General features: G+C 69.1%; 23 protein-coding genes and 1 pseudogene. 5 read left to right on the forward strand and 19 right to left on the reverse strand.

Annotated elements, in window-relative coordinates:
- Window positions 1-14 precede the first annotated feature (14 nt).
- From nuoI to JOD67_RS38700, 15 genes are all read right to left on the reverse strand, one after another.
- Window positions 15-587, reverse strand: coding sequence for an NADH-quinone oxidoreductase subunit NuoI (nuoI, locus tag JOD67_RS38630; RefSeq protein ID WP_205122612.1), 573 nt, complete (start codon window positions 585-587; stop codon window positions 15-17).
- Window positions 580-1,971 (reverse strand): NADH-quinone oxidoreductase subunit NuoH, encoded by a 1,392-nt coding sequence (gene nuoH, locus JOD67_RS38635; protein ID WP_205122613.1) that lies wholly within the window; start codon window positions 1,969-1,971, stop codon window positions 580-582. Before nuoH ends, nuoI begins: the two co-directional genes overlap by 8 nt.
- On the reverse strand, window positions 1,968-4,457 hold the full coding sequence (locus JOD67_RS38640; RefSeq protein ID WP_205122614.1) for an NADH-quinone oxidoreductase subunit G: 2,490 nt from the start codon (window positions 4,455-4,457) through the stop codon (window positions 1,968-1,970). The genes nuoH and JOD67_RS38640 overlap by 4 nt, the downstream gene beginning before the upstream one ends.
- The gene (gene nuoF, locus JOD67_RS38645) at window positions 4,454-5,773 is read right to left on the reverse strand and encodes an NADH-quinone oxidoreductase subunit NuoF (RefSeq protein WP_205122615.1); all 1,320 of its coding nucleotides are present in this window, start codon (window positions 5,771-5,773) and stop codon (window positions 4,454-4,456) included. Before nuoF (JOD67_RS38645) ends, JOD67_RS38640 begins: the two co-directional genes overlap by 4 nt.
- Entirely contained in the window at window positions 5,770-7,089 is a 1,320-nt protein-coding gene (gene nuoF / locus JOD67_RS38650; protein WP_205122616.1) for an NADH-quinone oxidoreductase subunit NuoF, read from the reverse strand. The genes nuoF (JOD67_RS38645) and nuoF (JOD67_RS38650) overlap by 4 nt, the downstream gene beginning before the upstream one ends.
- Window positions 7,089-7,907 (reverse strand): NADH-quinone oxidoreductase subunit NuoE, encoded by an 819-nt coding sequence (nuoE, locus tag JOD67_RS38655; RefSeq protein ID WP_275577228.1) that lies wholly within the window; start codon window positions 7,905-7,907, stop codon window positions 7,089-7,091. The genes nuoF (JOD67_RS38650) and nuoE overlap by 1 nt, the downstream gene beginning before the upstream one ends.
- Window positions 7,904-9,244, reverse strand: a complete 1,341-nt coding sequence (locus tag JOD67_RS38660) for an NADH-quinone oxidoreductase subunit D (protein ID WP_205122617.1) — start codon at window positions 9,242-9,244, stop codon at window positions 7,904-7,906. Before JOD67_RS38660 ends, nuoE begins: the two co-directional genes overlap by 4 nt.
- Complete coding sequence (locus JOD67_RS38665) at window positions 9,244-9,972, reverse strand: NADH-quinone oxidoreductase subunit C (protein WP_205122618.1); 729 nt, start codon at window positions 9,970-9,972, stop codon at window positions 9,244-9,246. The genes JOD67_RS38660 and JOD67_RS38665 overlap by 1 nt, the downstream gene beginning before the upstream one ends.
- Entirely contained in the window at window positions 9,969-10,523 is a 555-nt protein-coding gene (locus JOD67_RS38670; RefSeq protein WP_205122619.1) for a NuoB/complex I 20 kDa subunit family protein, read from the reverse strand. The genes JOD67_RS38665 and JOD67_RS38670 overlap by 4 nt, the downstream gene beginning before the upstream one ends.
- 121 nt (window positions 10,524-10,644) lie before the next feature.
- Complete coding sequence (locus JOD67_RS38675) at window positions 10,645-11,004, reverse strand: NADH-quinone oxidoreductase subunit A (protein ID WP_205122620.1); 360 nt, start codon at window positions 11,002-11,004, stop codon at window positions 10,645-10,647.
- A 291-nt stretch (window positions 11,005-11,295) separates the two neighbouring features.
- Complete coding sequence (locus tag JOD67_RS38680) at window positions 11,296-12,588, reverse strand: geranylgeranyl reductase family protein (RefSeq protein WP_205122621.1); 1,293 nt, start codon at window positions 12,586-12,588, stop codon at window positions 11,296-11,298.
- 215 nt (window positions 12,589-12,803) lie between these two features.
- Complete coding sequence (locus JOD67_RS38685) at window positions 12,804-13,025, reverse strand: hypothetical protein (RefSeq protein WP_205122622.1); 222 nt, start codon at window positions 13,023-13,025, stop codon at window positions 12,804-12,806.
- A gap of 378 nt (window positions 13,026-13,403) precedes the next feature.
- A complete protein-coding gene (locus tag JOD67_RS42600) occupies window positions 13,404-13,580 on the reverse strand; it encodes a hypothetical protein (protein ID WP_205123349.1) in 177 nt (58 codons plus the stop codon).
- Between the two features lie 6 nt (window positions 13,581-13,586).
- Window positions 13,587-13,742: a DUF433 domain-containing protein gene (locus JOD67_RS42605; protein ID WP_205122623.1), complete on the reverse strand. Its 156-nt coding sequence runs from the start codon at window positions 13,740-13,742 to the stop codon at window positions 13,587-13,589.
- Between the two features lie 93 nt (window positions 13,743-13,835).
- Window positions 13,836-14,528: a demethylmenaquinone methyltransferase gene (locus tag JOD67_RS38700; RefSeq protein WP_205122624.1), complete on the reverse strand. Its 693-nt coding sequence runs from the start codon at window positions 14,526-14,528 to the stop codon at window positions 13,836-13,838.
- Between the two features lie 62 nt (window positions 14,529-14,590).
- Between JOD67_RS38700 and JOD67_RS38705 the strand changes: the two genes are divergently transcribed.
- Window positions 14,591-15,883: an isochorismate synthase gene (locus tag JOD67_RS38705; RefSeq protein WP_205122625.1), complete on the forward strand. Its 1,293-nt coding sequence runs from the start codon at window positions 14,591-14,593 to the stop codon at window positions 15,881-15,883.
- Between the two features lie 39 nt (window positions 15,884-15,922).
- Window positions 15,923-16,618, forward strand: coding sequence for a PIG-L family deacetylase (locus JOD67_RS38710; RefSeq protein ID WP_205122626.1), 696 nt, complete (start codon window positions 15,923-15,925; stop codon window positions 16,616-16,618).
- Here JOD67_RS38710 and JOD67_RS38715 read toward each other — a convergent pair.
- Window positions 16,615-17,148 carry a hypothetical protein gene (locus JOD67_RS38715; RefSeq protein ID WP_205122627.1) on the reverse strand — a complete coding sequence of 178 codons (534 nt, stop codon included), beginning with the start codon at window positions 17,146-17,148 and terminating at the stop codon, window positions 16,615-16,617. The genes JOD67_RS38710 and JOD67_RS38715 overlap by 4 nt on opposite strands.
- Before the next feature lie 68 nt (window positions 17,149-17,216).
- Here JOD67_RS38715 and JOD67_RS38720 point away from each other — a divergent pair, with 68 nt between their 5' ends.
- The gene (locus JOD67_RS38720; protein ID WP_205122628.1) at window positions 17,217-17,708 is read left to right on the forward strand and encodes a hypothetical protein; all 492 of its coding nucleotides are present in this window, start codon (window positions 17,217-17,219) and stop codon (window positions 17,706-17,708) included.
- On the opposite strand, the gene JOD67_RS42610 is transcribed toward JOD67_RS38720, so the two are convergent.
- Both JOD67_RS42610 and JOD67_RS42300 read right to left on the reverse strand, forming a co-directional pair.
- Window positions 17,673-17,822, reverse strand: a complete 150-nt coding sequence (locus JOD67_RS42610) for a hypothetical protein (RefSeq protein ID WP_372442357.1) — start codon at window positions 17,820-17,822, stop codon at window positions 17,673-17,675. The two genes, JOD67_RS38720 and JOD67_RS42610, sit on opposite strands and share 36 nt — an antisense overlap.
- Before the next feature lie 97 nt (window positions 17,823-17,919).
- Window positions 17,920-18,909: pseudogene (locus JOD67_RS42300) on the reverse strand (VIT1/CCC1 transporter family protein); the annotation flags it as partial.
- Between JOD67_RS42300 and JOD67_RS38730 the strand changes: the two are divergent.
- Entirely contained in the window at window positions 18,823-19,440 is a 618-nt protein-coding gene (locus JOD67_RS38730; protein ID WP_239556579.1) for a GNAT family N-acetyltransferase, read from the forward strand. The pseudogene JOD67_RS42300 and the gene JOD67_RS38730 sit on opposite strands and share 87 nt — an antisense overlap.
- Before the next feature lie 8 nt (window positions 19,441-19,448).
- Here the strand turns inward: JOD67_RS38730 and JOD67_RS38735 are convergent, their stop codons facing one another.
- Entirely contained in the window at window positions 19,449-21,224 is a 1,776-nt protein-coding gene (locus tag JOD67_RS38735) for a glycoside hydrolase family 3 protein (protein ID WP_205122630.1), read from the reverse strand.
- 118 nt (window positions 21,225-21,342) lie between these two features.
- Between JOD67_RS38735 and JOD67_RS38740 the strand changes: the two genes are divergently transcribed.
- Entirely contained in the window at window positions 21,343-21,711 is a 369-nt protein-coding gene (locus JOD67_RS38740; RefSeq protein WP_205122631.1) for a peptidase inhibitor family I36 protein, read from the forward strand.
- Window positions 21,712-21,716 lie beyond the last annotated feature (5 nt).

Consider the following 21,716-nt stretch of genomic DNA (forward strand, 5'->3'; position numbering starts at 1 on the left):
GGTGGTGAGCGGAGTCATGAGGCCGCCTCGCTGGTGGCTGCCGGGTTGGCGGACTGCTCCGGCCGACCGACCGGGATGCCCGCGCCGAGGTAGTAGGCCTTCTCGTTGTCGCCGAGCCGCATCGGGTGCGGGGGCTCCTCCATGCCGGGGAGCAACGGCGCCAGCAGGTCCTTCTTCTCGTAGATCAACCGGCCGCGGTCGTCGTCGGCGAGCTCGTACTCGTTCGTCATCGTGAGCGCCCGCGTCGGGCACGCCTCGATGCAGAGCCCGCAGAGGATGCAGCGCAGGTAGTTGATCTGGTAGACGCTCCCGTAGCGCTCGCCCGGAGAGAAGCGGTCGCCTTCGGCGTTGTCGGCGCCCTCGACGTAGATCGCGTCCGCCGGACATGCCCAGGCACAGAGCTCACAACCGATGCACTTCTCCAGCCCGTCTGGGTGCCGGTTGAGCTGGTGCCGGCCGTGGAAGCGTGGCGCGGTCGGCTTCTTCTCGAACGGGTACTGCTCGGTGAACGTCTTCCGGAACATCGTCTTGAACGTGACCCCGAAACCCGCGATGGGGTCCCAGAGTTGTTCTTTGAGGCTAGCCACGGGAGTCCTCCTGACTCGGGTCAGCACTCGGGGTCTCACTCGGCTCTTCCACGGCTTCCGCTTCCGCCGGCACCGTGACCGGCTGGAGCCGCGGCAACGTCTGCCCGGGCATCGGCGGGACAGGGTAGCCGCCCGAGAACGGGTCGAACTCGGTCGGCTCCACCTCGGACTCCTTGTCGCGGCCGGTCACGAACTCCCAGACGATCGAGCCGATCAGCACGACGACGAGGATCGCGGCGACACCCACGAAGAACTGGAACCGCAGGTCCGCGTTGAGCATCGCCCGCGCGGTCGCGACGAAGACCGTCCAGATCAGCGCACCCGGGATCAGGAACTTCCAGCCGAGCTTCATGAACTGGTCGTAGCGCATCCGCGGCAGTGTCGCGCGGACCCAGATGAAGAAGAACATGCAGAGCAGGACCTTGCCGAGGAACCAGATCACCGGGATCCAGCCCTCGTTCGCCCCGTCCCACATGGAGATCGGCCACGGCGCGCGCCAGCCGCCGAGGAACAGCGTGGTCGCGAGCGCGGAGACCGTGACCATGTTGGTGTACTCGGCGAGGAAGTACAGCAGGTACTTCATCGAGGAGTACTCGGTCATGTAGCCGGCGACGAGCTCGCCTTCGGCCTCGGGCAGGTCGAACGGCGCCCGGTTGGTCTCACCGATCATCGAGACGACGTAGATGAGGAACGAGGGCAACAGCACGATCGCGTACCAGCTCGGCAGCTCGATCGTGACGCCGAAGATGTTCGCCGTACCGCCGCTCGCCTGCGCCGCCACGATGCCGGACGTCGACATCGCGCCGGAGTAGAGGAACACCGAGACAAGCGCGAGGCCCATCGCGACCTCGTACGAGATCATCTGTGCCGACGAGCGAAGCCCACCGAGCAGCGGGTACGTCGAGCCGGAAGCCCAACCACCCAAGACGATTCCGTAGATGCCGAGCGAGCCGATCGCTAGCACAAACAGCACGCCGACCGGAAGGTCGGTGAGCTGCAGCGGCGTACGGTGCCCGAAGATGCTGACCTCGGGGCCGAGCGGGATCACCGAGAACGCGACGAACGCCATCGTCGCGGAGATCATCGGCGCGATGAAGAACACGGCCTTGTCGACGCCCTTGGGGAGGATCTCCTCCTTCAGGGACAGCTTGATCCCGTCCGCGAGGCTCTGCAGCAGACCGAACGGGCCGTGCACGTTCGGGCCGATGCGGTGCTGCATCTTGCCGAGCACGCGGCGCTCGAACCAGATGTTGAAGATCGCGAACAGCATCAGCAGGACGAAGACACCGAGCGCCTTGATGACGACGATCCACCACGGGTCCCGCCCGAACGCGGCGAGCTCCTCGGCGGCGTACGGGATCGTCGTCGCGGCGGTGGCGATCATGCCGCGCCTCCTTCTTCGGCGGGTGCCGAGGCCTTCCCGACCCTGACCACGGTGCCCGCACCGGCACCGATGTCCCTGCGTACCGCGGAACCCGGCGAGTTGGTGGGAAGCCACACCACCCGCTCGGGCAGGTCCGCGATCTCCAGCGGCAGCACGATCTCACCACCGTTGGCGGTCACCGACACCCGGTCGCCCTCGACCAGGCCGAACTCCTCGGCGGTCGCGGCGGACAGCCGGGCCTTCGGCGCGCGCGCGGTGCCGGCGAGGTTCGCGTCGCCGTCCTGCGCGCGACCGTTGTCGAGCAGCTGCTGCCAGGTCGCGAGAACGGCCTCGCCCGGACCGGGCTGCGCCGGCTCGGCCGCCGCGACGCTCGGTGCCGCCGCGCGCTCGCCGTCCCAGGCGCCGAGCTCGGTGAGCTCGCGCCACGCTCCGGCGACCGTGGTGAAGCCGAGCGACGCGCCGAGCTCGTCGGCCAGCCCCGCGAGGATGTAGAGGTCGGAGTGCGTACCCACGCTCGGGATCGCCTTGTCGAACGGGCGGACCCGGCCCTCCCAGTTGAAGAACGTGCCGGCCTTCTCGGCCATCGCGGCGACCGGGAACACGACGTCCGCGCGCTCGGTGACCTGGCTCGGCCGCAGCTCCAGGCTCACCAGGAACGGCACCTTGTCGAACGCTTCCAGCGCCACCCGCGGGCCGGGCAGGTCGACCGGGTCGACACCGCCGACGACCAGCGCGCCGAGCCGGCCGGAGCCGGCCGCGGCAAGGATGCCGGAGGTGTCGCGGCCACGGACGGTCGGCAGCGTGCCCGTTCCCCACGCGGTGCCGATGTCGACCCGCGCCGCGGCGTCCTCGACCTGACGGCCGCCGGGCAGCAGCGTCGGCAGCGCACCGGCGTCGACCGCGCCGCGCTCGCCCGCCCGCTTGGGCACCCAGGCCAGCCGCGCGCCCGTCGTCTCGGCGAGCTTGACGGCCGTGGACAGCGCGCCTGGCACGCTGGCCATCCGACCGCCGACCAGGACGATCGCGTTGCCGCCGCGCAGCGCCTCCGAGGCAGCGATCCCGAACTCGTCGAGCCCGGAGTCCTCGTCGCCGCGGTTGAGCGCCTCGAGGTACTCGGCCTCGGTGCCGGGAGCCGCACGGAGCAGCGTGCCGCGCATCTTGGTGAGACCACGCGTCGTGTACGGGGCGACCGACCAGATCTTCGTGGTGTTCTTCAGCGCCGCCTTGCGGAGCCGAAGGAAGACGATCGCGGCCTCTTCCTCGGGGTCGAGGCCGACGAGCAGCACGGTCCTCGCGTGTTCCAGGTCGCGGTACGTGACGCCGAGTCCGGTGCCCGCCACCGTCGAGGCGAGGAAGTCGATCTCCTCGTCGGAGTGCGAGCGGGCGCGGAAGTCGACGTCGTTCGTGCCGAGCGCGACGCGGGCGAACTTGCCGTACGCGTAGGCGTCCTCGACCGTCACCCGACCGCCCGGCAGCACGCCGACTCCACCGTCGGCCTTGGCCTTCGCGAGTCCCTCGGCGGCGACGCGGAACGCCTCCGACCACGACGCGGGCCGCAGCTCACCGGTGTCCTCGTCGCGCACCAGCGGGTGCTCGAGGCGGTCGGGCTGCTGGGCGTACCGGAACGCGAAGCGGTCCTTGTCGCTGATCCACTCCTCGTTGACCTCGGGGTCGTCGCCGGCGAGTCGGCGCATCACCTTGCCGCGCCGGTGGTCGACGCGGATCGCCGCGCCGCACGCGTCGTGCTCGGCGATGCCGGGCGAGGAGACCAGGTCGAACGGCCGCGACCGGAACCGGTACGCCGCGCTGGTGAGCGCGCCCACCGGGCAGATCTGGACCGTGTTGCCGGAGAAGTAGCTGGAGAACGGCTCGTTCTCGTAGATGCCGACCTGCTGCAGCGAGCCGCGCTCGAGCAGCTCGATGAACGGGTCACCCGCGACCTGGTTGGAGAACCGGGTGCAACGCGCGCAGAGCACGCAGCGCTCGCGGTCCAGCAGCACCTGGCTGGAGATCGGGATCGGCTTCTCGAAGAGGCGCTTGGTCTCGTGGAACCGCGTCTCCGGGCGACCGTTGCTCATCGCCTGGTTCTGCAGTGGGCACTCGCCGCCCTTGTCGCAGACCGGGCAGTCCAGCGGGTGGTTGGCGAGCAGGAACTCCATCACGCCCTGCTGCGCCTTGTCCGCCACGTGCGACGAGAGCTGTGTCTTGACGACCATGCCGGGCGCGACCTCGATCGTGCACGAGGCTTGCGGCTTCGGCATCCCTCGGCCGTTGCCGGCGTCGGTGATCTCGACGAGGCACTGCCGGCACGCACCGACCGGATCCAGCAACGGGTGGTCGCAGAACCGCGGGACCTGGATCCCGATCAGCTCGGCGGCACGGATGATCAGGGTCCCCTTCGGCACGCTGACCTCGATGTCGTCGATCGTCAGCGTGACGAGGTTCTCGACCTCCGTGGCAGCGCCGTCCGACGCCTGCACAGTCATGATGCGACTCCAGCGGTAGCGGGGCTTTCGAAGAGCATGGAAGCGGCCGGGTCGAACGGGCAGCCGCCGTACGTCTGATGCGCGAGGTACTCCTCGCGGAAGTGCTTGATCGAGGAGATCACCGGACCGACCGCGAAGTCCCCGAGCGCGCAGAACGACCGGCCGGAGACGTTGTCGCACAGGTCGAGCAGCGTGTCGAGATCCTGCTCGCCGCCCTCACCGTTCTCCAGCCGCTGCAGGATCTGGGTCATCCAGAACGTTCCCTCGCGGCACGGCGTGCACTTGCCGCAGGACTCGTGCTTGTAGAACTCCATCCAGCGCAGCACGCACCGCACGACGCACACGGTCTCGTCGAACACCATCGGCGAGGCGGTCCCGAACTGCGAGCCGGCCGCGGCGACCGAGTCGTAGTCGAGCGGGACGTCGAGCTGCTCGGGGGTGAACATCGGCGTCGACGAGCCGCCCGGGGTGAAGAACTTGAGCTGGTGCCCGGCGCGGACGCCGCCGGCGTAGTCGAGGAGCTGCCGCATCGTCGTACCCATCGGCGCCTCGTACTGCCCGGGTCGCACGACATGCCCGGAGATCGAGTAGATCGCCGTCCCCGGCGCCTTCTCCGTGCCCAGCTTGCGGAACTCCTCGACGCCACCGCGCACGATCGCCGGCACGGTCCCGATCGTGCAGACGTTGTTGACCACGGTCGGCGAGGCGTACAGCCCTTCCACCGCGGGGAAAGGGGGCCGCAGCCTCGGCTGGCCACGACGGCCCTCGAGCGAGTCGAGCATCGCGGTCTCTTCACCGCAGATGTACGCGCCCGCGCCGGCGTGCACGATCACGTCGAGCTCGTAGCCGGTGCCGAGCACGCTGTCGCCGAGATAGCCCTCGGCGTACGCCTCCGCGACCGCCTGCTGCAGCCGGCGGACGACGTGCAGCACCTCGCCACGGACGTAGACGAACGCGTACCGCGCCCTGATCGCGTACGAGGAGATGATCACGCCCTCGATCAGCGTGTGCGGGCTCGCCATCATGAACGGGATGTCCTTGCAGGCACCCGGTTCGGACTCGTCCGCGTTGACCACGAGGTAGCGCGGCTTGTCCGCGAGCGGCGGCAGGAAGCCCCACTTCATGCCCGTGGGGAAGCCGGCACCGCCGCGGCCGCGCAGGCCGGAGTCCTTGACCAGCTGGACGACGGCATCCGGGTCGAGCGTCACGGCCTTGCGCAGCGCCTCATAGCCGCCCTGGGAGACGTAGGCGTCGTGCGTCCAGGCACGATCCTGCTCCCAGTTGGCGGTGAGCACCGGCGCGAGGGCTGTGGTCATGCGGACGCTCCGACGAGCTGCTCGCTCGGGAAGAGCTGGGCAGCGGCCGGGTCGAACGGGCAGCCGTGGTGCTCGAAGTGCGCGAGGTACTCGTCGCGGAAGTGCTTGATCGACGACTGGATCGGCGCGGCCGCACCGTCGGCGAGCGCGCAGAACGCGCGGCCGGCGATGTTGTCGGTCAGGTCCAGCAGCGTCTCGAGGTCCTCCTCGCTGCCGTCGCCCTTCTCCAGCCGTTCGAGGATCTGCACCAGCCACCAGGTGCCCTCGCGGCACGGGGTGCACTTGCCGCAGGACTCGTGCTTGTAGAACTCGGTCCAACGCAGCGCGCAACGTACGACGCACACGGTCTCGTCGAAGATCGACAGCGCGCGGGTGCCGAGGATGCTGCCGACCGCCACCATGCCCTCGAAGTCCAACGGGGCATCGAGATGCTCGGCGGTGAGCAGCGGCGTCGACGAGCCGCCGGGGTGCCAGAACTTCAGCTGGTGTCCCTCGCGGACGCCGCCGGCGAGGTCGAGCAGCTCGCGCAGCGTGATGCCGAGCGGGGCCTCGTACTGGCCGGGGTTCGTGACGTGCCCGGACAGCGAGTAGATCACGTGGCCCTTGGACTTCTCGGTGCCCATCGAGGAGAACCAGTCCGGACCGTTCGCGATGATCGCGGGAACGCTGGCGATCGACTCCACGTTGTTGATCACTGTGGGGGACGCGTACAGACCAGCGACCGCGGGGAACGGCGGACGCAGCCTCGGCTGCCCGCGCCGACCCTCGAGCGAGTCGAGGAGCGCGGTCTCCTCGCCGCAGATGTAGGCGCCGGCGCCCGCGTGCACGATGATGTCGAGGTCGTAGCCGCTGCCGAGGATGTTCTCGCCCAGGTAGCCCTCGGCGTACGCCTCCGCGACCGCCTGCTGCAGCCGGCGGACGACGTGCAGCACCTCACCGCGCACGTAGATGAACGCGTGCCGCGCGCGGATCGCGTACGAGGAGATGATGACGCCCTCGACCAGCGTGTGCGGGCTGGCCATCATCAGCGGGATGTCCTTGCAGGTGCCTGGCTCGGACTCGTCCGCGTTGACCACGAGGTAGCGCGGCTTGTCGCCCAGCGGGGGCAGGAAGCCCCACTTCATGCCGGTCGGGAAGCCCGCGCCGCCACGGCCGCGCAGGTTGGAGTCCTTGACCATCTGGATGACGGCGTCGGGATCGAGCGCGACGGCGGCGCGCAGGCCGTCGTAGCCGCCTTGGTCGACGTACGCGTCGTACGTCCACGCGCGGTCCTGGCCCCAGTTCGCGGTGAGGACGGGCCCCAGTGGGTCGACCATCAGCCCTCCCCCTTCGCGGTGTCGTCGTGCGGAGCGTCGCCACGCTTGTCCGGGCCACCGGCGCCGGTGCCGGAGCCGACCTCGGCCTGGCGGGTCTCGGACTCCGCGCGCTTGGTGTCGGCCTGCGCGACCGCGGACGCCGGGGTGTGCTCCGGAGCCTTGCGGCGCGTACGGCCGTTCGACGACTCCGGCGCGGCCCAGCCGCGTTCCTCGGCGAGCCGAAGACCAGCGAGCGACGCCGGACCGGCGGTGACGCCCTCGTCGGCACGGCCGTCGGGGAAGCCGGCGAGCACGCGCTCGGCCTCGCGGAACGTGCAAACGCGCGCACCGCGGGTGGCCTGGACCTCCTTGCCGGCGCGCAGGTCGTCGACCAGCGCCCTGGCGGAGTCCGGCGTCTGGTTGTCGAAGAACTCCCAGTTGACCATGATGACCGGCGCGAAGTCGCAGGCAGCGTTGCACTCGATGTGCTCGAGCGTGACCTTGCCGTCCTCGGTGGTCTCGTCGTTGCCGACGCCGAGATGTTCCTTCAGGGACTGGAAGATCGAGTCCCCACCCATCACCGCGCACAGCGTGTTGGTGCACACGCCGACGTGGTAGTCGCCGACCGGACGCCGCTTGTACATCGTGTAGAACGTCGCGACCGCCGCCACCTCGGCCGAGGTCAGCTCGAGCAGCTCGGCGCAGACCTCGATGCTCTCGGGGGTGACGTACCCCTCCGTGCTCTGCACCAGGTGCAGCATCGGCAACAGCGCCGACCGCGGCTGCGGGTAGCGCGCCATGATGGCGCGCAGCTCGACTTTGGTTTCTTCAGAGATCAACGGTCCACTCCGCCCAGGACGGGGTCGAGGCTGGCGATGACCACGATGACGTCGGCGACCTGACAGCCCTCGGACATCGCTGCCGCGGCCTGGAGGTTGGCGAACGACGGGTCGCGGAAGTGCGCGCGGTACGGACGCGTTCCACCATCGGACACGGCGTGGCACGCTAGCTCACCGCGCGGCGACTCGACAGCGAAATACGACTGCCCCGCCGGAACGCGGAAGCCCTCGGTCACGAGCTTGAAGTGATGGATCAACGCTTCCATCGACTCGCCCATGATGTGCTTGATGTGGTCGAGGGAGTTGCCCATGCCGTCCGCGCCGATCGCGAGCTGCGCGGGCCAGGCGATCTTCTTGTCCTCGATCATCACCGGGCCGGGCTCCTCGAGCCGCTTGATGCACTGGTCGATGATCCGCACCGACTCGTGCATCTCGTCGAGGCGGATCCGGAACCGCGCGTACGCGTCGGAGCCCTCGTGGATCGGCACGTCGAAGTCGTACGTCTCGTAACCCCAGTAGGGCTGGTTCTTGCGCAGGTCCCACGGGTAGCCGGTCGAGCGGAGCGTCGGCCCGGTGACCCCGAACGCCATGCAGCCGGCGAGGTCGAGGTAGCCGACGTCCTTCAGGCGGCCCTTGAAGATCGGGTTCGCGTTGCAGAAGTCGGCGTACTCACCGAGGTGCTTCTTCATCCACTTGGAGAAGTCCTTGAGCTCCTGCAGGCCGTTCGGCGGCAGATCCTGCGAGACGCCGCCGGGCCGGAAGTACGCGTGGTTCATGCGCAGCCCGGTGATCAGCTCATACAGGTCGAGCACCTTCTCGCGCTCGCGGAAGCCGATCGTCATGACCGTGATCGCGCCGATCTCCATGCCGCCGGTCGCGATCGCGACCAGGTGGGAGGAGATCCGGTTGAGCTCCATCATCATCACTCGGAGCACGTGCGCGCGGGTCGGGATCTGCTCCTCGATGCCGAGCAGCTTCTCCACCGCGCCGACGTACGCCGCCTCGTTGTGGAACGGCATCACGTAGTCCATGCGAGTGCAGAACGTGACGCCTTGCGTCCACGTCCGGTACTCCATGTTCTTCTCGATGCCGGTGTGCAGGTAGCCGACCATCAGCCGCGTGTCGCGAACGGTCTCGCCGTCGAGCTCGAGCACGAGCCGGAGCACGCCGTGCGTGGACGGGTGCTGCGGTCCCATGTTGACCACGACGCGCTCGTCGCCGGACTCGGCGACGCCGGCCACGACGGAGTCCCAGTCCTGCCCGGTGACCGTGTAGACCTGTCCCTCGGTGGTGTCGCGGACGCTCGCGTACGGATCGGTGACGTTGTCAGTAGTCATCAGCGGTAGGCCCTCCGCTCGTCGGGCGGCGGAATCGTCGCGCCCTTGTACTCCACCGGGATGCCGCCCAGCGGGTAGTCCTTGCGCTGCGGGTGTCCCGGCCAGTCGTCCGGCATCTGGATCCGGGTCAGTCCGGGGTGCCCGTCGAAGATGATCCCGAAGAAGTCGTACGCCTCGCGCTCGTGCCAGTCGGCGGTCGGGTAGACGCCGACGGCCGACGGCAGGTGCGGGTCGGAGTCGGGGCAGGTCACCTCGAGCCGGACGCGCCGGCTGTGGGTCATCGACAGCAGGTGGTAGACCGCGTGCAGCTCCCGACCCTTGTCATTGGGGTAGTGCACGCCGGAGACGCCGCTGCAGAACTCGAAGCGGAGCTCCTGGTCGTCGCGGAACGTCCGCAGGACGCTGAGCAGCGACTCGCGGCGTACGTAGAACGTGAGCTCGTCCCGGTCGACGACGACCTTCTCGAACGCCTCGTCGTACGTGCTGCCGTCGCCCTCGGGCATCACCTCGGCGAGCCGGTCGGCGACGGCGTCGAACCAGCCCCCGTACGGGCGCGAGGTCGAGCCGGGCAACGTGATCGGGCGAACGAGGCCGCCGTACCCGGACGTGTCCGGCGTGCCCTGCACACCGAACGAGCCCTTCTGGACACCGATCACGTCCGGCTTCGGCTCCCTGGTGTCGGGGAGCCGGCTGTCCAGGGTCTCGTCGGGGCCCTGCTGTTCGGTCATCGCAGCAAGCCCTTCATCTCGATCGTCGACGCCGCCTCGAGCGCGGTCTGCTCGCGTTCGACGAGCTCCTTGCGGTGGTTGACGCCGAGCTTCGCGTGCTGGATCTTCTCGTGGATCTTGAGGATCGCGTCGAGCAGCATCTCCGGCCGCGGCGGGCAGCCCGGGAGGTACATGTCGACCGGGACGATGTGGTCGACGCCCTGCACGATCGCGTAGTTGTTGAACATGCCGCCGGAACTGGCGCAGACGCCCATCGCCAGCACGTACTTCGGGTTGGCCATCTGGTCGTAGATCTGCCGCAGGACCGGCGCCATCTTCTGGCTCACCCGGCCGGCGACGATCATCAGGTCGGCCTGGCGCGGCGAGGCGCGGAAGACCTCCATGCCGAAGCGGGCGGCGTCGTAGCGGGGCGCGCCCATCGTCATCATCTCGAACGCGCAGCACGCGAGGCCGAACGTCGCGGGCCACACCGAGGCCTTGCGCATGTAGCCGATCAGGCCTTCGACCGTGGTCAGCAGCATGCCTGCCGGCAGCTTTTCCTCTATGCCCATGGCTATTCACACACCCCTTCGTCGCGGTCGGCTCGTCGAAGCAGCGGGAGCCCCTGGCCTGCTCCACTCCCGCCACCGCGGCGAAGTGAAACTGAGCGAGCCGATCCGCGACCATTCATAGCTAGTCCCACTCGAGGCCGCCGCGGCGCCAGACGTACGCGTACGCCACGAAGACTGTGAGGATGAACAGGACCATCTCCACCAGCCCGAACAGCGCCATCTGGTCGAACGAGACGGCCCACGGGTAGAGGAAGATGATCTCGATGTCGAAGATGATGAAGAGCATCGCGGTGATGTAGTACTTCACCGGGAACCGGCCGCCGCCCATCGGCTGCGGGGTGGGCTCGATACCGCACTCGTACGAGTCGACCTTGGCCCGGTTGTAGCGCACCGGACCCATCAGAAGGCCGGCCACCACGGAGACGACGACAAAGCCGCCGCCCAGGATGGCGAGCACGAGAATCGGCAGGTAGAGGTTCATGCCTCTCTCCCGTTGGCTGCTGGGATCCCGGACCGCGTCGTCGCGGGTCGGTCGCTCATCTTAGGAGTGATCTTCATCGACACTTGCGCGCCACCCCCAGGTCGTGTTGCGAAAGTAGCGCCGGTCATCGCGCGCCGCGCGATGGCGCGCGGCCCCAAGGAAATTCATAGAGCGCGCCCGGCTGGGTGTGGGGCAGGTCAAGGTCGTACTCGTCTGTACGTCCGCCGGCCTGCAACGCAGCCAGGCGGGATGCGGAGTGTCGCGCGCAAGGCGATCCTTTCGCAACATGGCCTAGGCTGCCGGCGCGAGCTTGCACATGGCGTTGATCAGTCGGTCCATCGCGTCGCCACCCCGAGGGTCGGTGAGGTTGGCGAGGAGCTTGATCGTGAACTTCATCAGCAGCGGGTGCGGCAGCCCGTGCCTGGTCGCGATCTTCATGACGTTCGGGTTTCCGATCAGGTGCACGAAGATGCGGCCGAGCGTGTAGTAGCCGCCGTACCAGTCCTTGAGAACGCGCGGGTAGTTGTGCAGCGCGCGTTCCCTGAGAGCGCCCTCGGGGCGGCTGAGGGCTTGCGCGATGACGTCGGCCGCGAGCTCCGCGGACTCCATCGCGTAGGCGATGCCCTCGCCGTTGAACGGGTTGACCATGCCACCGGCGTCGCCGACGAGCAGCAGGCCGTCGTCGTAGTGCGGCTTGCGGTTGAAGCCCATCGGGAGAGCGGCGCCGAGGACCTTGCCCTGTTGGTGCTCCTCGGTGAACTGCCACTCTTCCGGAAGGCCTTGGAGCCAACTGTGCAGCAGGCCCTTGTAGTCGGCGTTCGCGAAACCCTTGGTGGTGTTGAGCAGGCCGAGGCCGACGTTGCTGGTGCCGTCGCCCATGCCGAAGATCCAGCCGTACCCGGGGAGCAGGTTGCTCTGGCCGGGCGTGCCGTCCCAGAGCTCGAGCCAGGACTCCAGCCAGTCGTCGTCGTGCCGCGGGCTGTCGAAGTACGTGCGTACGGCGACGCCCATCGGGCGGTTCTCCAGGCGCTGCCTGCCGGCCTTGACGGACAGCCGGCTGGAGTTGCCGTCGGCGGCGACGACGAGATTGGCGGTGTACGTCCGTTCCTCGCCGCCCTTGGGCTTGGCGGTGACGCCGACGATGCGGCCGGTGCGTTCGTCGCGGACCGGGCCGGTGACGTTCGTCTCCTGTTGGAGGCGGGCTCCTGCCTTCTCGGCCTGCCGGGCGAGCGTCTCGTCGAAGTCGAGGCGGCGGCGGACGAGGCCCTTGTTGCCGTACTCGGCCAGATCCGGCCAGGGGATCTCCAGCCGCATGCCGCCGCCGTAGATCCGCAGGCCGTGGTTGTGCAGCCAGCCGGCTTCCTCGCTGGTGTCGACGCCCATTCTGACGAGGCTCTTGACCGCGCGGGGGGTCAGGCCGTCGCCGCAGACCTTCTCGCGGGGGAAGCTGGTCTTCTCCAGCACGAGGACGTCGAGGCCGGTGCTGGCGAGGTGAAACGCGGCGGTAGACCCGGCCGGACCTGCGCCTACGACGATGACATCGGCATCGAGCGCGGTCTGCTGCGGCGGGCTGGTGCGGCTCATCGGTCCTTCAGCACTGGTGCGTGAGGTTCGAGGCTGTGAGATTGTGAAGCAGTTCACGAGACCCTGACGAGGGACAGTCTAAAGGGTCGTTCAAGGACTGGGTAAACCGCCCACACCGTTGCTGACCTGCGGATTTACGCGATCTATATGTTGCGGAAAAGCCCCCATCGGGAAAGGGATCCGATGGGGGCTTTCGCCCGTTTTGCTCGGTGGGGTTACTGCTCGCCGGTGGCGCGTGGCGACTCCATCCAGGTCCGGACAGCCTCGACCTGTTCGCGCGGCACCTGGTGGTGGTCGTCGACGACCTTCTCGTCGAGCGGGCGCAGGTGGCGCGGGTTGTACGGCGACTCGTAGGCAGCGACGCGTTCGACGTGTTCTTCCCGCATCGCGTCCCGATCGACGTGCCTGCGGTGCGTCCCTCGTGCTCGAAGCGGCATGGTTGGCCTCCCTCTATGAGGGAAACCGTTCCCGATGGGCCGCATCCGAAACGTCACCCAGCCGTCCCCCGATGAGGCCATCACGAGCGACCGCTGGACTGGGTCGGGGGCACCCCGGTCCGAACCTATGGGACCAGGGTGCCCCTCACCCAACCCTCGGCGCGCCCTGTCCCGTGATCATGTACGTGATCATGAAGGCAAACCCGCCGTATACGACCAGTTTGGCTTCACGATCACGTACATGATCACGGGCGACGAGGGTTCAGCCGATGGGTAGCCGGCGCACTCGCATGCCGCGTCGGGTGACAGCAACTATGGCGCCCGGCGGCTAGGACGTCCTCGATCGCGTCCAGGTTCGCCAACAGAAGCTCGGCCATCTCAGGCGCCGGCATCTCCAAGATCGCTCGCGTGAGAATGACCGAAGGCCTCCGCTCTGGTTGCTGCGAGCAGGACATCCTCGGCCTCGTGAAGTGCGAGGTCAGGAACATGCACGACGTCGTGACCAGCGGACTCGAGTGGTCGACAGAGCCGGTGCGCGATGTTCTGGTCGACCAGAACATCTCACGCGGAGTCATGACGCGGGAGGAGCGCAACCTCCGCCGAGTCGGCCGCGTACAACAGAGCCTGACGGATGTCCTCGCGCTCGAGGTCGGGAAACTCAGCCAGGATCTGATCGGATGTCCAGTCGGCAGCGACCAGCCGTACGACGTTGGGCAACCGTGAGCCGGATCCCCCTGACGCACGGCCGGCCGTCCATCTTCCCGGGCTCGACAGTGATGCGGTCGAACATTCCTGCTCCTTCGGCCCAGGTCAGGCGGCCGTCCCCCGATGCAGGGCGACGATGCCGCCGGAGAGATTGCGCCACTGGACTGCGGTCCAGCCGGCTTCGCCGATGAGGGCGCCGAGGCCCTGCTGGTCGGGCCAGGCGCGGATGGATTCGGCCAGGTAGACGTAGGAGTCCGGGCTCGACGAGATCGCCCTCGCCACCGTGGGCAGCGCGCGCATGAGGTACTCCGTGTACACCGTCCGGAACGGCGCGAACGTGGGCTGGCTGAACTCGCAGATCACCAGCCGCCCGCCAGGCTGGGTGACGCGGCGCAGCTCCTCCAGCGCGGCCGGGACGTCGGCGAAGTTCCGGATGCCGAACGAGATCGTCACCGCGTCGAAGCACCCGTCGGCGAACGGCAGCGCGAGGGCGTCGCCGGCGACGAACGGGAGCCACGGCCTTACCTGCTTGCCGGTCTCGAGCATCCCGAGCGAGAAGTCGCACGGCACGACGAACGCGCCGTCGTCCTCGATCGGCTGCGTCGACGTACCCGTTCCGGCGGCGAGGTCGAGCACCCGTTCGCCCGGCCGGGCGTCGACGGCCCGCACCGTGGCGCGGCGCCACAGCCGGTCCTGGCCGAGCGACAACACGTCGTTGACCAGGTCGTAGCGCGGCGCGACGTCGTCGAACATCGCGGCCACGTCCTGCGGGCTCTTCTCCAGGCTGGGACGGCTCACGTGGTCAATGTCTCACGGCCTCCCCCGTCGCATCGAACGGAGTCCGTCCTACGCTGAGAGCCGTGACGAGTACGCCAGCGCTGCGACAGGGCGAGTATCCGAGTGCGGCTCCCCGGCTCGTGGTCCGGACGGTCGAGCTCCAGCACGACGTGCAGCTGATGGACCTGCTGCCTCGCGACGGGGCGACGGTCTGGACGCGCCGCGGTGAGGGGTTCATCGGGATCGGCGAGGCCGTGCGGTTCGACGCCTCCGGGCCGACGCGCTTCGAGGATGCCGTTGCCTGGTGGGAGGATCTGGTCGCCGCCGCGGCGGTACGAGATGAGGTGTCCGCACCGGGCACCGGGCTCGTCGGCTTCGGCTCGTTCGCTTTCGCTTCCACACCAGGGGATTCGTCGCTTGTCGTACCGAACGTCGTCGTCGGCCGGCGCAGTGGCAAGTCCTGGTTGACAACGGTCGCCGTCGAGCCCGCGCTGCCGCTCGTCCCCCGCCTCGACACCCTGGCCGAGGCCGCCGCCCCCGTCGAGCGCCCGAACGACGTGTCGTTCGCCGACGGCGCCCTGACCGGGACCGAGTGGGTCGGCGTCGTGGCCGACGCCGTCAAGCGGATCAACGCGGGCGAGCTCGACAAGGTCGTGCTGGCCCGCGACCTGCTCGCCGAGCTGGATGCCCCGCTCGACCTCAGGTGGCCGCTCAACCGCCTGGCCGAGCAGTACCCCGCCTGCTGGACGTACTCCGTCCGCGGCCTGTTCGGCGCGACCCCCGAGATGCTCGTCCGGCTCGAGGACGGCCTCGTCACCTCCCGCGTGCTGGCGGGGACGATCCGGCGGTCCGACGACGACGCGCACGACCTGGCGTTGGCGGCCTCGTTGGCGCGGTCGTCGAAGGACCTGGAGGAGCACGAGTACGCGGTCCGTTCCGTCGCCGAGGCGCTCGACGCACACTGCACGAGCATCAACGTGCCGGAGTCTCCGTTCGTCCTGCACCTGCCGAACGTCATGCACCTCGCCACTGACATCGCCGGCGTCGTGTCCGACGACTCGTCGTCGCTGCAGCTCGCCGCTGCGCTGCACCCGTCGGCCGCGGTGTGCGGAACGCCAACCCCCGTTGCGCTTTCGCTGATCGCCGAGCTGGAGCAGATGGACCGGGGCCGGTACGCCGGGCCGGTCGGCTGGCTCGACGCGGCCGGGAACGGCGAGTGGGGCATCGCGTTGCGCTGCGCCGAGGTGTCGCCCTCGGATCCGTCGCGGCTACGGCTGTTCGCCGGGTGCGGGATCGTCGCGGACTCAGTACCGGACTCCGAGCTCGCGGAGACCCAGGCGAAGCTGGTGCCGATCCGCGACGCGCTGGAGACCTGAGCCTTGCTGCCGCTGCCGCGTGGCTCCTCGACTCGGGTGTTGGGCCTTTTCGCCCACCCAGATGACGAATCCTTCTTCGCCGGCTCGACGTTGGCGACGTACGCCTCGCACGGCTGCGACGTCCGGCTGGTGACGTTCTCGGCCGGCGAGGCTCTCGGTCCGCGTCGGATGGACGCGTACGCGTCGGCCTGCGCCGCGTTGGGCGTCGAGGTTGGCTCGCGGGTCGGTCCGTGGCAGGACCTGGTGCCGCGCGGGGTGCCGGGATCGCTCGCGCACGCGCCTTTGGTGGACGTCGTTCGGGCTGTCAAGGACGTGTTGACAGCGGCCACTGCGGACGTGGTGATCACCGTCGGACCGGACGGCGTGACGAACCATCCCGACCACGTTCGCATGCACGAGGCGGTGGCTGCGGCCTTGCCGCCCACGGTCCTCGGCCTGGGCGCTTGCGTACGTCAATGGGCCTTCGAGGCGGGCACCTCGCGTCTCGCCTCGTTGGCGCCGGGCAAGGCGATCGGCGACGGCGGCGTCCGCGGCGTGACCGGCGACGTGCTGGCGATCGAGTCGCCGGACGCGTCCGCCGCGGCGAAGCGTGCGGCCCTCGACTGCTACCACGACGGGCTGGGCTCGGCGCCCCTCGAGCAGCTGGTGTCGACCGACCGCATCGGCGACGGCGTCGTCCTGCGGGCGATCTACGAGGCCGAGGGACTGCACGTGGAGACGTTCCGCAAGCTCTAGTAATCCGGCCAGTCCTCGAGCAGCGGTGAGCGGCCGAGGATCACGTCGACCTGGTCGATCTCGGCGAGGAGGTACGCGGTCAGCCGGAAGTGCCCCTCGGCGACGACCAGGCGCGTGCCGGGGCCGGCGTCGACGAAGATCATCGGCCGCGGCTTGGAGCCCGCGCGGAGGCCAGCGGCGATGGCGGCGATCGCGTCGTTCGGCTCCTGCTCGAGGTGGCGGAGGAAGTCGCCCGGCCTGCGGGTGCCGTTCGTCACCTCGAGCCAGTACTCCCAGTCGATGTAGAGAACGTCGGCGAGCTCCTCCCGGCCCAGCGTCGCCCACCACCAGTCGATCTCGGACACCGGGAGGCCGTCGACGTACGTCGCGCCCTTCACTTCCGGGACGTCCTGGTGCCGGAACATGGAGAGAACGCGCAGCTGAACGGCCGGATCGTCCAGCGACTCACCGTCGAGGAGCGCCTCGAGCTGGGCCTGGAAGCGGGAGGACTCGAGCTCGGCGAACAGCCACTGTTCGACGACCTCGTTCATGTCACTGCGTCTCAGAAGCTCCATCGGCTCGCCAGCGTAGGTGCGCGCGGCGGCCTAGGGTAGTGAATATGCGGCAGCGGTACACGTACGAGATCGAGACGACCCACGACGGAACGACGTGGCGGCGAACGGCCCGGGACTCGGACACGTTCTCCCGCACGGCGCCCGCGGTCGCGCGTGCGCTGCTGGAGACGTGGGTGATCGACCACCCGGGCAAGCTGGACGGCGGCGAGCGCATCGTCGTGCACGACCCGGTGCACCATCCGCACGACGACGAGCACGAACGCATCGCGCCGACCGTGCGGGTGCGCATCTACGCAGGTGACAACGGCGCGGCGGAGCCGATCGCGATCGGGTATCTCGGGCACGACGAGCGGGACTTCCAGACGTTGCAGCAGCCGGTCCGGCAGGGACTGTCGCGGATCCGCCGTACGGTGAGCGAGCACCGGGTCGAGACCGGCGTCGCGGCGGTGGTGTCCGTCGGGCTCGGGATCTTCGTGACGCGGCTGCTGCGGCGGCGCCGGTCAGACAAGCCCGGTGGTCCCGAGGAGAGTGCCTAACCCGTACGTCACGCCGAGCGCGAGCGCGCCGCCGACGACGACTCTCGTGGCGGCCTTGCGCTTGGAGCTGCCGCCTATGCCCGCGCCGGTCGCGCCGGTGATGGCGAGGGCCACGAGGACGGCTCCGAAGGTGACGGGGGACGCGGGCGTTCGCGGGCAGCAGGATCGTGAGGAGCGGGAGCAGGCCGCCGGTGAGGAACGCGACGGCCGAGGCGAACGCGGCGTGCCAGGGGTTGACGACGTCGTCCTGGTCGAGGCCGAGCTCGGCCTCGAGATAGGCACCGAGCGCGTCGTGCTTGGTCAGCTCGACGGCCACGGTACGGGCGGTCTCGGGGCTGAGGCCCTTCTCCTCGTAGATGCCGATGAGCTCCTCGAGCTCCTGCTTCGGCATCTCCTCGAGCTCTTCCTGCTCCTTCGCGATCAGCGCGCGCTCACTGTCCCGCTGGCTGCTGACGGAGACGTACTCCCCGAGCGCCATCGACACTGCCCCGCCAACGAGCGCGGCGAGGCCGGCGGTGACCACAGCCGGCCGCGAGGAGGTGGCCCCGGCGACCCCGACCACCACGGCGGCAACGGAGACAATCCCGTCGTTCGCGCCCAGCACCCCGGCCCGCAACCAGTTCAGCCGCTGGGCCAGCCCTTCCTTGTGCGGCTCATGCTCATGCGCCCCTTCGGCACTCATGGGCGCAAGGGAAGCAGGATGCGGCCTTGGTCCGCCAGCAAGGATTGGCTCGCCTCCCTCGCTGGAGACGTGGCGGGTGGGAGCGCGCATAGGCTCATGCGGGTGGCACGCAGAATCGGCGGGTTCGGTCATAGGGCCGTCACGCGCGACGACGCGCGCGTCGTGCTCGGCCTCCTCCGCGACATGGATCTCGCCGAGACCGGGCAGGCGACGACGACAGAGACAAATGTCGCGCGGATCCTGGGAATGCCCGGCATCGACCTGCGAGAAGACAGCAGGATTCTCTTGGATCCACAAGGCCGGCCGGTGGGCTTCGCCACACTTGAACGCCTCGACGAGCGCCGCTACGTTCGCGCAACACTGGGAATCGACCTGACGCACGCGCGACGCGTCGCCGACGACCTCCTTGCTTGGGTCGAGCAGCAGGCAAGGATGGGCGCTCGGACGCATCGGTGGTCGGAGGCAGCAGCTGTGACCTGGCAGCTTCCCGGTGCGATCGCGGAGCCTGCACTCCTCCATCGTGGGTGGACGGCCGTTCAGCGCTTCAGCCACCTGGTTGCGGAGCTCACCGAGCCACCGGTTCGGCCTTCATCTCCGCCCGGCACCTCCGTCGAAGCGGCCAGCGACGACGCGGGGCAACGGCAGGTTCACGCCACGCTAGAAGCCGCCTTTGCCGGCACCTGGGACCACCACCTAAAGGAGGCCAGCCAGTTCCTCAGAGACGAGCAAGCCGCCACCGGGCATGACCCAGACCTCTGGTACCTGGCCAAGTGCGAGGGCGTGCCCGCGGCGGCCGTCATCGCGCGCCAACTCCCGGACCAGGACGGTTGGATCGGCTGGGTCGGCACTCGAACCGCGCACCGCGGTCGTGGGTTGGCCAAGTTGCTTCTCCAGACCGCCTTCTCTGACCTCTATCGTCGCGGAACGACCCGAATCTCCCTCGACGTCGACAACGCCACCGGCGCGCTCCGTCTGTACGAAGCCGTCGGCATGCAAGCGACCTACCAAGCAGACCAGTGGAGGTACACAACCGTCCCCCGACTCTCCTAGCGGGCGGGTTACCAGGTCATGCCGAAGCCGCGCTTGTAGAGCACCTTGGACGGGTCGTCGAGGGCGGTGATGGGGACCGGCAGCTTGCCCTGTGGGCGCACGCTGCCGGTGAGGACCCGGGCCAGGGCGGACATCGACGGCTGGGCCGCGGAGTACGTCGCCAGGTAGGTCGGCACCGTGGGGAAGGCGGCCAGGTCGTACGGGTCGCGGACCGCGGCGACCACCACCGGTTTGCCGGTCGCCTGGAGCGACGAGACGAGCAGTGCCTGGCGCTTGTCGGGGTCGTTGAGTACCTGCTCCCACGCCCGGTTCGTCAACACCACAACGAGATCCGCCTGCTCCGCTCCCGCCACCGCCGAGGCGATCTGGGCGTCCGAGGGCCGGATGCCCGTCGCCAACCCGCTGGCCGAGGCGCCCAAAGTGGTCAACGACGACACCAGCGTCGCGATCGGCTTGTTCGCCACGTTGTCGAAGCCCACCACGAACGCACGCCGCCCGGCGGGCGACCAGGGCAGCACCCCGTCGGCGTTGCGCACCGCCGTCACCGTACGGTCTGCCACCTGCTGCGCCACCGCGAGGTGAGCCGCCGAGCCCACGTCCCGGACGGCCGCATTCTCAGACACGTAAGGCGAAGCAACCAACCCCCGCTTCACCTTCAGCTGAAGGATCCGCCGCACCGAAGCGTCGATCCGCGCCTCCGTCAGCTCACCCGACCGCACCGCCGCCAGCACCGCGGAGTACGCCACATCGAGGTCCGGCGGCATCAGCAGCACATCCGCGCCCGCCTGAAGAGCCAACACGGGGACGCGGTCGTCCGGGTACTTGTTCCGTACGCCCTGCATGTTCAGCGCATCCGTCACCACCACGCCGTCGAAGCCCAGCTCGCCCCGCAGCAGCTCGGTGAGGATCGTCCGCGACAACGTCGCCGGCTCGCCCGACGAATCGAGCCCCGGATACACCACGTGCGCGGTCATCAGCGTGTCCACACCCGCGGCGATCGCGGCGCGGAACGGCGGCGCGTCGAGGCGCTCCCACTCCGCCCGCGTGTGGTCGATCACGGGCAGCACGACGTGGCTGTCCTTGTCGGTGTCGCCGTGCCCGGGGAACGTCTTCGGCGTCGCCACCACGTTCGCTCCCTGCTGGAAGCCGAGCACCTGAGCCGCCGTCAGCCGTGCCGCCAGCAGCGGGTCGTCGGAGTACGCGCGCACGCCGGTGACCGGGTTCATCGGGTTCAGGTGGACGTCGGCGACGGGCGCGTACGCGTCGTGGATGCCCATCGCGCGCAGCTCCGCACCGGTCACCTGGGCGGCCCGATAGGCGTCGGAAGCGCTCCCTGAAGCGCCGAGCGCCATACTGCCCGGAAACAGCGTCGCCGCAGCGGGCAGGCGATGGACGTACCCCTGCTCCTCGTCGGTCGCGATCATCATCGGCGCGCCACTGCTGCCGAGCGCGGCCCGTTGCAGCCCGTTCGAAAGCACCGCGGTCTGCCGAGGATCGGGCAGGTTGTTGGCCCAGACGAAGTACGTGGCGCCGCCGAGCGAGTAGCGGTCGACGATCTCCGCGGGCGTCTCGAGGCCGTAGTAGCGGAGGTTCTGCGCGCGGTCGGACGCGCTCGGGTTCGTGGCGTCAGAGCCGAACACGTACACGTTGAACAGCTGCCCGACCTTCTGTTCCAACGTCATCCGCGCGAGCGTCGACTCGACCCAGTTCGGCTCGGCGTGGGCCGTCGCCGGCACCACCGCCGAAAGCAGCGCGAACACGCAGATCGCGATCCGCAGCCTCATCTTCGCTGTCCCCTCCCGGCCGCATGTAAGTCTCATTCGCAGTCTTCCAGGGTTGCGGAGGAATTTTCCAGATCGCTAGCTTGGGTTTCTCACGTTGCACATCACAGGGGAGGCGGTCATGGGCAACTCACCTGGCCGGCTGCGGACGCTCGCCCTCGCGGGCGCGGCCGGGCTGGTCCTCACGATCACCGGTCTGACCGGATCCACGGCACTCGCGTCGGACAGCAGCTGTCCGGCCGGCTCGCTGTGCGTCTGGGAGGGCGCCAACTACACGGGTACGAAGCACGTCGACCCGGAGCGCTCGGAGTGCACGTACCTCGGGTACGGCGCGCAGTCGGCGAAGAACTACTCCGACACCCTCGCGAACTTCTGGGTCGGCGAGGACTGCATCTTCAGCGGCACGTGGAACGACGTACTCCGACCCGGCGAGGAGAGCCCGCGGCTCGACGTACCGACCGCCTGGTCCATCAGCAGCTACATCTACTAGGGAGG

This window comes from Tenggerimyces flavus, assembly GCF_016907715.1.
In the GTDB taxonomy this organism is placed as follows: domain Bacteria; phylum Actinomycetota; class Actinomycetes; order Propionibacteriales; family Actinopolymorphaceae; genus Tenggerimyces; species Tenggerimyces flavus.

Coding starts and splice junctions, on each gene's coding strand:
- JOD67_RS38715 (WP_205122627.1), bottom strand. CDS start 17,148: ATGAACGAGGTCGTCGAACAGTGGCTGTTCGCCGAGCTCGAGTCCTCC.
- JOD67_RS38640 (WP_205122614.1), bottom strand. CDS start 4,457: ATGACTGTGCAGGCGTCGGACGGCGCTGCCACGGAGGTCGAGAACCTC.
- JOD67_RS38680 (WP_205122621.1), bottom strand. CDS start 12,588: ATGAGCCGCACCAGCCCGCCGCAGCAGACCGCGCTCGATGCCGATGTC.
- JOD67_RS38665 (WP_205122618.1), bottom strand. CDS start 9,972: ATGACCGAACAGCAGGGCCCCGACGAGACCCTGGACAGCCGGCTCCCC.
- JOD67_RS38685 (WP_205122622.1), bottom strand. CDS start 13,025: ATGCCGCTTCGAGCACGAGGGACGCACCGCAGGCACGTCGATCGGGAC.
- JOD67_RS38740 (WP_205122631.1), top strand. CDS start 21,343: ATGGGCAACTCACCTGGCCGGCTGCGGACGCTCGCCCTCGCGGGCGCG.
- nuoF (WP_205122616.1), bottom strand. CDS start 7,089: ATGGTCGACCCACTGGGGCCCGTCCTCACCGCGAACTGGGGCCAGGAC.
- JOD67_RS38730 (WP_239556579.1), top strand. CDS start 18,823: ATGGGCGCTCGGACGCATCGGTGGTCGGAGGCAGCAGCTGTGACCTGG.
- JOD67_RS38720 (WP_205122628.1), top strand. CDS start 17,217: ATGCGGCAGCGGTACACGTACGAGATCGAGACGACCCACGACGGAACG.
- nuoF (WP_205122615.1), bottom strand. CDS start 5,773: ATGACCACAGCCCTCGCGCCGGTGCTCACCGCCAACTGGGAGCAGGAT.
- JOD67_RS38670 (WP_205122619.1), bottom strand. CDS start 10,523: ATGGGCATAGAGGAAAAGCTGCCGGCAGGCATGCTGCTGACCACGGTC.
- JOD67_RS38735 (WP_205122630.1), bottom strand. CDS start 21,224: ATGAGGCTGCGGATCGCGATCTGCGTGTTCGCGCTGCTTTCGGCGGTG.
- nuoH (WP_205122613.1), bottom strand. CDS start 1,971: ATGATCGCCACCGCCGCGACGACGATCCCGTACGCCGCCGAGGAGCTC.
- JOD67_RS38660 (WP_205122617.1), bottom strand. CDS start 9,244: ATGACTACTGACAACGTCACCGATCCGTACGCGAGCGTCCGCGACACC.
- JOD67_RS38675 (WP_205122620.1), bottom strand. CDS start 11,004: ATGAACCTCTACCTGCCGATTCTCGTGCTCGCCATCCTGGGCGGCGGC.